Origin of the sequence: Acidovorax sp., assembly GCF_027492855.1 — a bacterium.
Lineage (GTDB): Bacteria > Pseudomonadota > Gammaproteobacteria > Burkholderiales > Burkholderiaceae_C > Acidovorax.
The window spans coordinates 1-12,609 of the sequence record NZ_JAPUDY010000063.1 but is presented as its reverse complement, the minus strand read 5'-3'; the positions used below and the strand labels follow the sequence as shown (position 1 = coordinate 12,609).

The following is a 12,609-nucleotide window of genomic DNA, read 5'->3' as shown; positions in this document are numbered from 1 at the left end:
CGCCCAGGCCGATGGAGTCGTGCGTGAACACGTGGATCACGCGCTGCTTCATCAGTGCGGCCATGCGAATGGCGTTGCGGCTGTAGTCGCTGAACGTGAGGAAGGTGCCGCCGTAGGGGATGTAGCCACCGTGCAGCGCCACGCCGTTCATGATGGCGGCCATGCCGAATTCGCGCACACCGTAGTTGATGTGGCGGCCGCCCACGCCAGCCTCGTTCTTCACCACATGGCCCTGCATGTCAAAACGCAGGTTGGGTGTGCTCTTGGTGTTGGTGAGGTTGGAGCCGGTCAGGTCGGCGCTGCCGCCCAGCAGCTCGGGCAGCGCGGCGGTGAAGGCTTCGAGTGCCAACTGGCTGGCCTTGCGGCTGGCCACGGTTTCGCCCTTGGTGTGGGCTGCCACCACGGTATCGACGGCCACTTGCGCGAAGTTGGCGGGCAGGTTGCCCTCCATACGGCGCGTGAGTTCGGCGGCCAGCTCGGGGAAGGCGGCGGTGTAGGCGGCAAAACGCTCGTTCCAGGTGGCTTCTGCACTGTGGCCGCTGGCCTTGGCGTCCCAGCCTGCATACACCTCGTCAGGGATCACGAAGGGCTCGCTGGTCCAGCCCAGCGCTTCGCGGGTGAGCTTGATTTCTTCGGCACCCAGCGGCTCGCCGTGGGCCTTGGCGGTGTTCACACGGTTGGGGCTACCTTGGCCGATGTGTGTCTTGCACACGATCAGTGTGGGGCGCTCGGACTGCTTCTTGGCTTCCACGATGGCCTCGGCCACCTTGTCGGCGTCATGGCCGTCGATGGGGCCGATCACGTTCCAGCCGCTGGCAACAAAACGCAGGGGCGTGTTGTCGGCAAACCAGGGTGCGACCTGGCCGTCGATGCTGATGCCGTTGTCGTCATACAGCGCGATCAGCTTGTTGAGTTTCCAGGCGCCCGCCAGCGACACGGCCTCGTGGCTGATGCCTTCCATCAGGCAGCCGTCGCCCAGGAAGGCGTAGGTGTGGTGGTCCACGATGGCGTGGCCGTCGCGGTTGAACTCGCTGGCCAGCAGCTTCTCGGCCAGCGCCAGGCCCACCGCGTTGGTGATGCCCTGGCCCAGCGGGCCGGTGGTGGTTTCCACGCCAGGGGTGATGCCCACTTCGGGGTGGCCTGCGGTCTTGCTGTGCAACTGGCGGAAGTTCTTGAGCTCACCCATCGGCAGGTCGTAACCCGTGAGGTGCAGCAGCGCATACAGCAGCATCGAGCCATGGCCGTTGGAGAGCACAAACCGGTCGCGGTCGAACCACTGGGGGTTGGTGGGGTTGTGCTTGAGGTGGCGGCTCCACAGTGCCACGGCCATGTCGGCCATGCCCATGGGGGCGCCGGGGTGGCCGGAGTTGGCTTGTTGAACGGCGTCCATGGCCAATGCGCGGATCGCATTTGCCATCTGTTGAGATTGCTGGGTGTTGGCCATGGGGGGAGGGTTCAAGGTGGGTGGTTCAGGGGAAACCCGGTATTTTACCGGCGCGCCAGCGCAGGCCTTGTTGAGGGCTTGGAGGCCCGTGCAATGCACTACAGTGCGGGCCATGCAAGGACTGCATCTCACCGCCGATCTCCATGGCTGCCGCTGCGCCAGCGCCTGGCTGCTGGACGCCGCTGCCTTGGGGCCTGCCTGTACCGATGCGGTGCGCGCCGCCGGGCTGCAGCCCGTGGGCCAGTTGTTCCATGAATTTCCGGCCACAGCGCACGGCCCAGGTGGGGTAACAGCTACTATTTTGCTAGCGGAATCGCACCTGTGCGTGCACACCTGGCCCGAGCAGCGTGCAGTGACGCTGGACGTGTACGTGTGCAATTTCGGCGCCGACCATTCGGGCAAGGCGCGTGCATTGATGGAAACGCTGCTCGCCTTGTTCGAACCCACCACCGTGGAGCAGAACGCGCTGCAGCGCGGGGTGGTGAGCGTGAACGCACCGGCCACGCAGGTCCCCGCCATGCTGCTGGCCGCAGGCCGGGGCGAGCGCATGCGCCCGCTGACCGACGCCACCCCCAAGCCCCTGCTGCAGGTGCAGGGCCAGCCGCTGCTGCAGTGGCACTTGGCGGCGCTGCAGGATGCGGGCGTGGAGCAGGTGCTCATCAACACCGCGTGGCTGGGCAGCCAGATCAGCGACCATTTTTCAAGTGTTTTTGGCCTCCAGCGCTTGATGGGCAAGCGCAAGCAGCTATCAATTTCATACTCCCATGAGGGTGTGGACTTTGGTGGGGCGCTGGAAACCGCAGGCGGCATCGCACGCGCCCTGCCCCAACTGGGCCCCGTGTTCTGGCTGGCGGCGGGCGACGTGTTCGCGCCCGACTTCGTGTTCGACAGCGCCGCCGTGCAGGCCTTCAAAGCCAGCGGCCACTTGGCCCACCTGTGGCTGGTGCCCAACCCCGCGCACAACCCGCGCGGCGACTTTGGCCTGTCGACGGATGGGCTGGCGCTGAACCTGCCCACCGACGACCCCGCGCCGCGCTACACCTACAGCACCATCGCCCTGCTGCACGCCGAGCTGTTCGCGCAGCCCTGGTGCGACATCCCGGCGGGCAATCCGCACGGTATCAAGGCCCCGCTGGCCCCGCTGCTACGCCGTGCCATGGATCAGGGGCGGGTCAGCGCAGAGCTCTACACCGGCCGCTGGACCGACGTGGGCACGCCCGAGAGGCTGGCAGAGCTCAACCGCTGACGCTGCGCTGGTTCATTGCTCCGCCGCGGTGGGCCCTGCATGGGCGGGTTGCACGGCAAGGGACGGGCCGTTCTCGCAACCGCGAAACAACCACTGGCTGGGCAGGAAGCGCGCATCGGGCCCGTCGGGCGCGGGCTTGCCGACCTCTGCCTGCACGTCGTAGTCGATGTGCGGCACCTGAAACAGCGCCAGTTGGCCCTTCTTACATGCCATGGCCGGAATCAGCTTGTGGGGCACCCAGGTCTGGGTCGCGTTGTCGTACCGGTACAGCGGTCCTATCTGCTGGTCCTGCGCCAGTTCCACGCGTGCTGGCACCACCTGCAGCGCGCGGGCCCATACAGCGGCAACCTGCACCGGCTCCACGAAGCGCACGGCTTCCAACCCGTGGAGTGCGAGGGGGCGCCCCGGTTCGCCCTTGTCGAAGGGGTCACTGCGATTGATGAGGCTGCCCGCAGGGATCAGCAGTTCGCCGTACTGAAAGTCCTGCGGCAGAACGAACCGCTCCCGGCTCGCGCGCACCACGGCCCCATCCTGACGCGCCTGTTTGGCGCTGTGCGACATGAAGAGCTGCGCCACCAGCAGCACATTGCAGGCAGCCGCCACCACACAGGCAACCACCAGCCCTCGACGGGTGAGCAGCCATTTGTTCGGTACGTCGACCCAGCGCACATACATCGCATAGATCAGCAGCGCACCCGCCAGCAGCAAGCCCAACAGTGGCAGCAGGGTGGCCACGATGAATTGCAGCAGGGCGTTGATCAGGTTGAGCATGGTGAGATGAAACGGTGGTACGTCGATGGTTTGCCAAGGCCGCAAAGAGGGCATGAGCCTCGGGTGCGGCGCCGTGAAGTCTGCCATGCGCAGGCCATGGCGCCGAGAAGGAGCGGCAGCCCCCAACAGGGCGGCCAATGTAAGGAGATTGGAAGATCGCGTCTGAAATCCAGCACAGTTGGCCTCAAAATGTACGGATGACTGCTTCGCACTCCATCTACGCCCAGCGCCGCGCGCGCCTCGCAGCCCAGTTGGGCGCGGGGGGCATCGCCATCATCCCCACGGCGCCCGAGCACCCGCGCAACCGGGACAGCGACTTCCTGTTCCGCCACGACAGCTACTTCTATTACCTGACTGGTTTCACCGAACCCGGTGCCTGCCTGGTGCTGGCCCACGATGGCCGCAGCACGCTGTTTTGCCAGCCCAAGGACCTGGAGCGCGAGATCTGGGACGGTTACCGTCTGGGTCCGGTCGCCGCGCCTGCTGTCCTGGGGGTGGATGCCGCGCATTCGATGGCCGAGCTGGACACCCGGCTGCCGCGCCTGCTGGAAAACAAGGCCTGCGTCTGGTATCCGTTCGCCACGCACAGTGGCCTGGCGGCGCGTGTGGAAGGCTGGCTCAACGCCGTGCGCGCCCGCGTGCGCTACGGTGCGCTGTGCCCCTCTGAGCAGAACGACCTGTGTACGCTGCTTGACGAGATGCGCCTTTTCAAGGACGCCCACGAGCAGGACATCATGCGCCGTGCCAGCGCCATCAGCGCGCAGGCTCACATCCGCGCCATGCAACGCTCGGCCCGCATGTTGCGCGCGGGTGAAGACGTGCGTGAATACCACCTCGATGCCGAACTGCTGCACGCGTTCCGCGACGCGGGTTCGCAGTATCCGGCCTACAGCTCCATCGTCGCGGCGGGCGCCAATGCCTGCGTGTTGCACTACCGGGCGGATGCCGCGCCCGTGCGTGATGGCGAGCTGGTGCTGATCGACGCGGGCTGCGAGCTTGATGGCTACGCCAGCGACATCACGCGCACCTTCCCGGCCAATGGCCGCTTCACCGGCCCGCAGCGCGCGCTGTATGACCTGGTGCTGGCCAGCCAGGACGCGGCCGTGGCCGCCACCAAGGCGGGCGCACGCTTCAACGACCCGCACGATGCCACCGTGGCCGTGCTCGCGCAGGGCATGCTGGACCTGGGCCTGCTCGACAGGAACAAGGTCGGCACGGCGCAGGACGTGATCGACCAACGCGCCTACTTCCAGTTCTACATGCACCGCACCAGCCACTGGCTGGGCATGGACGTACACGACTGCGGCAGCTACATAGAGCCCAGCGAGGTCGGCCAGGTGAGCGAGCGCAAGGACCCGCTCTCGGGCGAGACCATCACCAACCGCCCCAGCCGCGTGCTGCGGCCGGGCATGGTGCTCACCATCGAGCCCGGCATCTACGTGCGCCCCGCCGCGGGCGTGCCGGAGCAGTTCCACCACATCGGCATCCGCATCGAGGACGATGCCATCGTCAATGACACCGGCTGCGAGCTGATCACGCGCGGCGTGCCGGTAAAGGCCGACGAAATCGAGGCGCTGATGCGCGCCTGAATGGTGGGTGGCTCGTGCGCAGGGCAGGGTGCTCTTGTTGGTTTGGTAATCGGTATGTAACCGCTTCCGTGTAAAAATTGAAACCCGATTACATATTCAATGAAAGAGACAAACCCATGTCCACGCGCCGCGCCACCAAGATTGTTGCCACCCTGGGCCCCGCATCAAGCGACCCGGCACTGCTGGAGGCCATGATCCGTGCAGGGGTCAACGTGGTCCGGCTGAACTTCAGCCACGGCAAGGCGCAGGACCATATCGACCGTGCGACCACGGTGCGCGCTGCGGCCCAGCGCGCAGGGCGCGAGGTGGCCATCATGGCCGACCTGCAGGGCCCCAAGATCCGCGTGGGCAAGTTCGCCAAGGGCAAGGTGCAACTTGAAGCTGGCGCCAAATTCGTGCTGGATGCATCGCGCACCGAGCCGGGCGACATCAACGGGGTGGGGCTTGACTACAAGGAGCTGCCCCGCGACGTGAAGGCCGGTGACCTGCTGTTGCTCAATGACGGCCTGATCGTGCTCACGGTGGACGCCGTGCGCGGCGAGGAAGTACACACCACCGTGAAGCTGGGCGGCGAGCTGTCCAACAACAAGGGCATCAACAAGAAGGGTGGGGGGCTGACCGCACCGGCCCTCACGTCCAAGGACATGGAAGACATCCGCACGGCCATGAGCTTCCAGGCCGACTACGTGGCGGTGAGTTTCCCCAAGAACGCGACCGACATGGAAATGGCGCGCCAGCTGTGCAACGTGGCGGCGTCTGAGTTTCGCCACAAGCCGGGCCTGATCGCCAAGATCGAGCGCGCCGAGGCCATTCCGCACCTCGAAGCCATCCTGCGCGTGAGCGACGGCATTATGGTGGCCCGTGGCGACCTGGCCGTGGAGGTGGGCAATGCCGCCGTGCCCGCGCTGCAAAAAAAGATGATCCGCATGGCACGCGAGCAAGACAAGGTCGTCATCACCGCCACGCAGATGATGGAAAGCATGATCACCAACCCCGTGCCCACGCGTGCCGAGGTGAGTGATGTGGCCAATGCTGTGCTGGACGGCACCGACGCCGTGATGCTGAGCGCCGAGACGGCCGCAGGCCGCTACCCGCTCGAAACCGTGGAAGAAATGGCCACCATCTGCGCCGCTGCCGAGGCAGCGGAAGACCACCAATTGGATGCCGATTTCACCGGCCAGACCTTTGGCCGCATCGACCAGTCCATCGCTATGGGCGCGCTGTTCACGGCCCACCACCTGGGCGCCAAGGCCATCGTGGCCATGACAGACAGCGGTGCCACGGCGTTGTGGATGAGCCGGCACAGCATCAACATCCCCATCTACGCACTCACCCCCAAGGTAACAACGCAGCGCAAGATGGCCATGTACCGCAACGTGCGCCCCCTGCTCATGGACACCAGCGCCGATCGCGATACCGCGCTGGAGCAGGCCGAGCGGCATCTCAAGAGCCGCAACATCGTGCAAAAAGGCGATGTTTATGCCATTACCTGTGGCGAGCCCATGGGAGCGCCTGGCGGGACCAATATGCTGAAAATCTGCGTGGCTGGCTGAAGAGCCGTTGACGAGGCCTGCGCCGCGATGCCTTAAGGCTCTGCGACCACACCGCTACCGTCGGGCGTGCCGGTGTCGGAAAACGCCGGAAACCGTGGCCGCAGCGCGGTGGCCGCCAGGTCGCACAGCCAGCCGATGGTCCAGCACAGCCAGCCTGTCCACAGCGTGTGGCTCATGAAGTGGGCGCCGCGCACCTGTTGGGCCCATCCCAGCACGAACCCTGCCAGCAGCGCGCCCGCCAGCCACCAGCGCGCGGCGGTGGGCGCCTTGCGCCGCAGCGCAAAGTAGCCCCCTAAAAACGCAAAGCCCGCCGAGGCGTGGCCCGCCGGAAAACAGCGCCCGCTGCCGCCGTCCAGCACGCCCAGCGCCCAATGTGAGACATGGCGAGCCACGCCGCCGAACTGCGCCAGGTCCCAAGGGCAACTGGTGGCGCTGAGGTTCTTGATGATGCTCACCACCGCTAGCGACAGCAGTGCGCTCACGGCCATCTGCAGCCGCTCGCTGGCGTCTACCCGCCGCAGCACACCTCGGGGCCACCATACGCTCAAGGCCAGCAGCAGTACCAGCAGCCAGCCCAGGCGGCGCGCCCCTTCGTGCAACACCTGGACGAAGAACCACTGGTCCCGCATCGGAAAACCGTCCGAGGAGCCGAAGAGCTGCGCCAGCGCCAGGTCTTGTCCGCCCGCATCCCAGGCCAGCACGCAGGCCAGCGCCCCGAGGGTCCAGAAAAACAAAGTGCGGTGCGAAGGCGAACGGCGGGGTGAGACCAGCGTAGAAGGCATGCCCCGGACCATAGAGGGCGGGACTTAACACCGTCTTAATGGCAGGGCGCTGCGACAATGGGCCTATGCGAATACTCGTGGTCGAAGACGATGCAGGCATTGCCAGCGGCCTGCGCACCAACCTGCAGCAGCGCGGCTACGCGGTGGACGTCAGTGATGGCGTGGCCAGTGCCTGGAGCGCCCTGCGCGCAGAGCGTTTCGACGCCGTGCTGCTGGATCTGGGCCTGGTGGATGGTGATGGCAGCGAACTGCTGCGGCGGCTGCGCCTGAGCCCTGCTGCCAGCGCCGCTTCGACCCCAGTGCTGCCCGACCCGGCCACGCCCGTGCTCATCGTCACGGCCAGGGACCAGGTGCACCAGCGCATCGCCGGGCTTGACCTGGGGGCGGACGACTACCTGGCCAAGCCGTTTGACGTGGACGAGCTCGATGCGCGCCTGCGGGCTTTGCTGCGGCGTGCCGCGGGCCGCGCATCGCCCACCATCCGCCACGGCGACATCGAGCTGGACCCGGCCACGCGCACGGTGCGCCAGCAGGGGCGGCCGGTGGAGATGTCGCCCAGAGAGTTTTCGGTGCTGCTGGTGCTGCTGGAGGCGCGGGGGTGCGTGCTTTCGCGCCAGCAGATCGAAGAGCGCCTCTATAGCTGGGACGCGGCCATCGAGAGCAATGCGGTGGAGGTCCACATCCACCACCTGCGCCGCAAGCTGGGCAGCGCCTGCATCCAGACCATGCGGGGCGTGGGCTACTTCATGCCGCAGGAGCTGTCTGCATGAGCGCCCCGGTGGCGGCCGTTCCGGGGCGGGTGCGCCGCCCCTCGCTGATGCGCCAGCTGTTGCTGTGGTCCTTGGGGGCGCTGGCGCTGGTGTGGGGCAGTTTCGTGTTTATCGGCTACCAGACGGGCGTGCATGAGGCCGACGAACTCACCGACGGGCACCTGGCCAGCGTGGCGGCGTTGCTGCTGAACCTGCGCGCCACCGAGGCCGTGGAAGGCCTGCAGGTCACGCCACGGGCGTCCATGCCCTGGCTCAAGTCGCACGACTACCAGCGGTCCATCAGCGTAGTGCAGTGGGACGCGCAGGGGCAGTTGATCTCTCAGAGCGGCACGCGCATGCTCCCACCTTTCACCGACACGGAAGGTTTCGCCAACCTGACCCTGGGGCCTGATCAGGTGGTCTGGCGCAGTTTTTCGCAATGGGACGCGGCCCGGGGCCGCAAGATCATGGTGATGCTGCAGCTCAGCGAGCGTGACGAGCTGGCCCAGGACATTGCCGAGCAGATGATCGAGCCGGGCCTGTGGCTGCTGCCCGTGGTGTCGCTGGCCCTGGGATTGGCGCTGTGGCGCGGCCTGCGGCCGATGTATGCGCTGTCGGCCGACGTGGCGGCGCTCGACCCCGCCAGCACGCAGCGCCTGGCCTCGCGCCATGCGTGGAGCGAGTTTGAGTCCGTGGTGGCGTCGATCAACACCCTGCTTGACCGCCAGCAGGCCGCCATGGTGCACGAACGCCGGCTGGCCAACGAGGTGGCCCACGAGCTGCGCACGCCGTTGTCCTCCATCGCCTTGCAAGCCAGCGCCCTCGCTGGGGGGCTGGACGAGGCTGGCAGGGCCCAGGCGCTGGCCCAGATTGGCCAGGATGCGCTGCGCGCTGGCCGGGTGCTCGACCAGTTGCTGGCGCTGGCGCGGGCCAGCCGGGCCGAGCTGCACGAGGCCAAGGCCCCCGTGGACCTGAGCAGCCTGGCGAGTGCAGTGTGTGCCGACCATGCCCAGGCCGCCTGGCAGCGCGGTGACGATATCGCGCTGCAGGCGCCGCCGGTGCTCATCGTGCAAGGCCACGCGGTGCTGCTCGACATCGCCGTGCGCAACCTGGTGGAGAACGCGCTCAAGCACACCCCTGACGGCACCCGCATCGTTGTGCAACTGGGGCCGATCGAGCAGGGAGGCGCATGGCTGCAGGTGTGTGACGACGGGGCTCGCAGCGCCGCGCAAGGGGCCGTGGGCGCGGCGAGCCGCCCCGTGGACAGCCTGCGCCTGGGGCACGAAATCCTGCGCCGCGTGGCGGATATCCATGGGGGGCACTTTGGCGCGGCACCGGCACCGGCGCCCTTTACCACCTGCTACCGGTTGGATTTGCCCGAGGCAGGCGCCATGGCCCCCGGTTAAAATTCCGGGTTACCAAGCGGTTACCACCGCCCATGCCTGGCGCTACAACGCCGCCCTCAACACTGAACGGACCTACGACCATGCCCCTCGTTTCGATGCGCGAACTGCTCGACCATGCCGCCGCCAACAGCTACGGCATCCCTGCCTTCAACGTCAACAACCTGGAACAGGTCCAGGCCGTGATGGCGGCCGCCGACGAAGTGGGCGCGCCCGTGATCCTGCAGGCCAGCGCCGGTGCCCGCAAATACGCTGGCGAGCCCTTCATCAAGCACCTGATCCAGGCCGCCGTCGAAGCCTTCCCCCACATCCCGCTGGTGATGCACCAGGACCACGGCACATCGCCCAAGATCTGTTCGGGCGCCATCGACCTGGGTTTTGGCTCGGTGATGATGGACGGTTCGCTGATGGAAGACGGCAAGACCCCTTCATCGTTCGAATACAACGTGGAAGTGACCCGCAAGGTCGTGGACATGGCGCACAAGGTGGGTGTGACGGTTGAAGGAGAATTGGGCTGCCTGGGCAACCTGGAAACCGGCGAAGCTGGCGAAGAAGACGGCGTCGGCGCCGAAGGCAAGCTGGACCACAGCCAGATGCTGACCGACCCCGAAGAAGCCGCCGTGTTCGTCAAGGCCACGCAGCTCGATGCGCTGGCGATCGCCATCGGCACCAGCCACGGCGCCTACAAGTTCAGCCGCAAGCCCACGGGCGACATCCTGGCCATCAGCCGCGTCAAGGAAATCCACCAGCGCATTCCCAATACCCATCTGGTGATGCACGGTTCCTCCTCGGTGCCCGCCGAACTGCTGGCCATCATCAACCAGTACGGCGGCAAGATGAAGGAAACCTACGGCGTGCCCGTCGAGGAAATCCAGGAAGCCATCAAACACGGCGTGCGCAAGATCAACATCGACACCGATATCCGCCTCGCCATGACCGGTGCCGTGCGCAAGTTCCTGTTCGAGAACCCCGAAAAGTTCGACGCCCGCGAATGGCTCAAGCCCGCACGCGAAGCGGCCAAGGCGGTGTGCAAGCAGCGTTACATCGAGTTCGGCTGCGAAGGCCAGGGCGCCAAGATCAAGGGCCACAGCCTGCAGGTGGTGGCCGCCCAATACGCCTCGGGTGCGCTGGCGCAAGTGGTGAACTGATTCCGGACACCCGCCCCCTTGCCTAACCCGGCTGCCCGTGCAGCCGGGTTTTTTTTGGCCCGAAGATCGCAAACGGGCTCTCCCCGGTTGGGGAGTTCCCTCTACATCAAGCAAATGGCACAGCGATAAGAATTTCTTCATGTAAGCTTGTGGTCAGCTTGCCAAAAGCAGGTGCCGTGCGAAGCGTCCAATACCAAGCCGCCTTCAAAAAAATCCTCAGCCGATCGCGTTCCACGCGTGCGGGATGGGATGATTGAACGCGAATCCGTATAAACCTTTCTCTATGACTCTGATAATTTCGAAGTTCCGGTGCCTATTGCCTTGTGCCATTGCGGTGCTGATGGCGGCGTGCGCGCCTATGACGGTTCCGCCTCAGGCGGAATACCCGGTAGGCCGCGCGCGCCTCGTTTTGCCGCCGGGGGCGTGGCAAGACCTGGGCGCTGCGGACGATGCCGCAGGCCGCGCCGCGCTGCAAACCCGTGCCGTGGGGCTGCGTGATGCGCAGGGTGGGTGGGTGGCCGTGCTGCGCGTGCAGACCAACCGCACCGGTGACCTGCAAGGCGCTCCACAGGGGGCCAGCCAATGCCCGCTTCAGCGGGACGTGACGGTCGAGGACATTGCGGCGGGCAGCCCAGTGCGCGCCGATTGCCTGCGTTTCAAGAACTGGGGGAGCAGCGCCCAGTGGCTCGAAAAGAACCGACCGGATCTCGCCCAATGGCTGGACAGTCGCCAAGTCGCACTGAAGCAGCCCTATTCGTATTTGAGCTACCGCTATGTCACCGACGCCGGTGCCTCGGTGGTGGTGGACGCGCTGGTGGACCAGCGGCTGCTGCGCCCCAAAACCCGTAACAACGAAGAATTCCTGGTCGCAGGCCGTCCCGCGCTGCAATGGGGGCATGACCTGGCCCAGGCAGCACGCCTGAGCGTCAGCATGATGGACGGCTACCTGGCCGTGCCGCCGTTCCCGTTCGCCACGCCTTAGCGTACACAAGCCCGCCCTGCTTGGCGGCCTTGCACAACGATTACGAAACCCCGAGGAGACATCCCATGCAGACAAGCCCCACCCCGCAGCCGCAGCGCATTGGCGTGCCGAGGGAAACCTTCCCTGGCGAGAAGCGGGTAGCCACTGTGCCCGATGTGGTGGAGAAGCTGATCAAGCTTGGCTTCACGGTTGCCGTGGAGTCGGGGGCTGGGGACGCCGCCAATTTCAGCGACGATGCCTACCGCGCCGCCGGGGCGGAGGTCATTGGTAGCGCTGCGGCGCTGTGGGCCACATCGGACATCGTCTTCAAGGTGCGCCCGCCGAGCAACGACGAAGTGGCGCTGCTGCGCGAGGGCTCCACACTCATCGATTTCATCTGGCCTGCACAGAACCCCGAACTGATGCAGCAACTGGCGGCCCGCAAGGCCACCGTGCTGGCCATCGACTGCCTGCCGCGCACGCTCTCGCGCGCCCAGAAGATGGATGCGCTCACGTCCACCGCTGGCGTCAGTGGCTACCGTGCTGTGATTGAGGCGGCCAACGCCTTTGGCCGGTTTTTCAACGGCCAGATCACGGCGGCGGGCAAGGTGCCGCCTGCCAAGGTGTTCATTGCCGGTGCTGGCGTGGCGGGCCTGGCGGCCATCGGCACGGCGGCCAACCTGGGCGCCGTTGTGCGCGCCAACGACACGCGCGCCGAGGTGGCCGATCAGGTCAAGTCGCTGGGCGGCGAGTTCGTCAAGGTGGACTACGAAGAAGAAGGCTCGGGCGGTGGCGGCTATGCCAAGGTCATGAGCGAGGGTTTCCAGGCCGCGCAGCGCAAGATGTACGCCGAGCAGGCCAAGGATGCGGACATCATCATCACCACGGCGCTGATCCCCGGCAAACCTGCGCCCAAGCTCATCACCGCCGAGATGGTGCAGAGCATGAAGCCCGGCAGCGTGA

The 12,609-nt window shown here is 66.2% G+C and carries 11 protein-coding genes and 1 pseudogene; 9 read left to right on the top strand and 3 right to left on the bottom strand.

Annotation, left to right across the window (positions count from 1 at the left end; genetic code table 11):
* Positions 1–1,444: transketolase (locus tag Q0105_RS12110; protein WP_298212080.1), on the bottom strand; the 1,444-nt coding region annotated here is incomplete at its 3' end.
* Positions 1,445–1,556: 112 nt separating this feature from the next.
* On the opposite strand from Q0105_RS12110, the pseudogene Q0105_RS12105 reads away from it, so the two are divergent.
* A pseudogene (locus Q0105_RS12105) lies at positions 1,557–1,931 on the top strand (S-adenosylmethionine decarboxylase); the annotation flags it as partial.
* A gap of 30 nt (positions 1,932–1,961) precedes the next feature.
* On the top strand, positions 1,962–2,690 hold the full coding sequence (locus Q0105_RS12100; protein ID WP_298212078.1) for a nucleotidyltransferase family protein: 729 nt from the start codon (positions 1,962–1,964) through the stop codon (positions 2,688–2,690).
* Positions 2,691–2,702: 12 nt separating this feature from the next.
* Here Q0105_RS12100 and Q0105_RS12095 read toward each other — a convergent pair whose 3' ends face one another.
* Positions 2,703–3,461 (bottom strand): hypothetical protein, encoded by a 759-nt coding sequence (locus Q0105_RS12095; protein WP_298212076.1) that lies wholly within the window; start codon positions 3,459–3,461, stop codon positions 2,703–2,705.
* A 197-nt stretch (positions 3,462–3,658) separates the two neighbouring features.
* Between Q0105_RS12095 and Q0105_RS12090 the strand changes: the two genes are divergently transcribed.
* Together Q0105_RS12090 and pyk are read left to right on the top strand one after the other, a co-directional pair.
* Entirely contained in the window at positions 3,659–5,050 is a 1,392-nt protein-coding gene (locus tag Q0105_RS12090; protein WP_298212074.1) for an aminopeptidase P N-terminal domain-containing protein, read from the top strand.
* 116 nt (positions 5,051–5,166) lie between these two features.
* On the top strand, positions 5,167–6,603 hold the full coding sequence (gene pyk, locus Q0105_RS12085; RefSeq protein ID WP_298212072.1) for a pyruvate kinase: 1,437 nt from the start codon (positions 5,167–5,169) through the stop codon (positions 6,601–6,603).
* A 32-nt stretch (positions 6,604–6,635) separates the two neighbouring features.
* On the opposite strand, the gene Q0105_RS12080 is transcribed toward pyk, so the two are convergent.
* Positions 6,636–7,385: a phosphatase PAP2 family protein gene (locus Q0105_RS12080; protein WP_298212070.1), complete on the bottom strand. Its 750-nt coding sequence runs from the start codon at positions 7,383–7,385 to the stop codon at positions 6,636–6,638.
* Positions 7,386–7,450: 65 nt separating this feature from the next.
* Between Q0105_RS12080 and Q0105_RS12075 the strand changes: the two genes are divergently transcribed.
* The 5 genes from Q0105_RS12075 to Q0105_RS12055 all read left to right on the top strand — a co-directional run.
* The gene (locus Q0105_RS12075; RefSeq protein ID WP_298212069.1) at positions 7,451–8,155 is read left to right on the top strand and encodes a response regulator transcription factor; all 705 of its coding nucleotides are present in this window, start codon (positions 7,451–7,453) and stop codon (positions 8,153–8,155) included.
* Positions 8,152–9,540 carry a histidine kinase dimerization/phospho-acceptor domain-containing protein gene (locus tag Q0105_RS12070; RefSeq protein ID WP_298212067.1) on the top strand — a complete coding sequence of 463 codons (1,389 nt, stop codon included), beginning with the start codon at positions 8,152–8,154 and terminating at the stop codon, positions 9,538–9,540. The genes Q0105_RS12075 and Q0105_RS12070 overlap by 4 nt, the downstream gene beginning before the upstream one ends.
* 80 nt (positions 9,541–9,620) lie before the next feature.
* Positions 9,621–10,685: a class II fructose-bisphosphate aldolase gene (gene fba, locus Q0105_RS12065; protein WP_298212065.1), complete on the top strand. Its 1,065-nt coding sequence runs from the start codon at positions 9,621–9,623 to the stop codon at positions 10,683–10,685.
* A 358-nt stretch (positions 10,686–11,043) separates the two neighbouring features.
* Positions 11,044–11,667: a hypothetical protein gene (locus tag Q0105_RS12060; RefSeq protein ID WP_366145926.1), complete on the top strand. Its 624-nt coding sequence runs from the start codon at positions 11,044–11,046 to the stop codon at positions 11,665–11,667.
* Between the two features lie 65 nt (positions 11,668–11,732).
* On the top strand, positions 11,733–12,609 hold an 877-nt coding region (locus Q0105_RS12055), incomplete at its 3' end, for a Re/Si-specific NAD(P)(+) transhydrogenase subunit alpha (RefSeq protein ID WP_298212061.1).

What these genes read in the sequence shown, in the direction of transcription:
- Q0105_RS12100 (WP_298212078.1), top strand. Translation starts at nt 1,962, where the DNA reads ATGCTGCTGGCCGCAGGCCGGGGCGAGCGCATGCGCCCGCTGACCGAC.
- Q0105_RS12095 (WP_298212076.1), bottom strand. Translation starts at nt 3,461, where the DNA reads ATGCTCAACCTGATCAACGCCCTGCTGCAATTCATCGTGGCCACCCTG.
- Q0105_RS12090 (WP_298212074.1), top strand. Translation starts at nt 3,659, where the DNA reads ATGACTGCTTCGCACTCCATCTACGCCCAGCGCCGCGCGCGCCTCGCA.
- pyk (WP_298212072.1), top strand. Translation starts at nt 5,167, where the DNA reads ATGTCCACGCGCCGCGCCACCAAGATTGTTGCCACCCTGGGCCCCGCA.
- Q0105_RS12080 (WP_298212070.1), bottom strand. Translation starts at nt 7,385, where the DNA reads ATGCCTTCTACGCTGGTCTCACCCCGCCGTTCGCCTTCGCACCGCACT.
- Q0105_RS12075 (WP_298212069.1), top strand. Translation starts at nt 7,451, where the DNA reads ATGCGAATACTCGTGGTCGAAGACGATGCAGGCATTGCCAGCGGCCTG.
- Q0105_RS12070 (WP_298212067.1), top strand. Translation starts at nt 8,152, where the DNA reads ATGAGCGCCCCGGTGGCGGCCGTTCCGGGGCGGGTGCGCCGCCCCTCG.
- fba (WP_298212065.1), top strand. Translation starts at nt 9,621, where the DNA reads ATGCCCCTCGTTTCGATGCGCGAACTGCTCGACCATGCCGCCGCCAAC.
- Q0105_RS12060 (WP_366145926.1), top strand. Translation starts at nt 11,044, where the DNA reads ATGACGGTTCCGCCTCAGGCGGAATACCCGGTAGGCCGCGCGCGCCTC.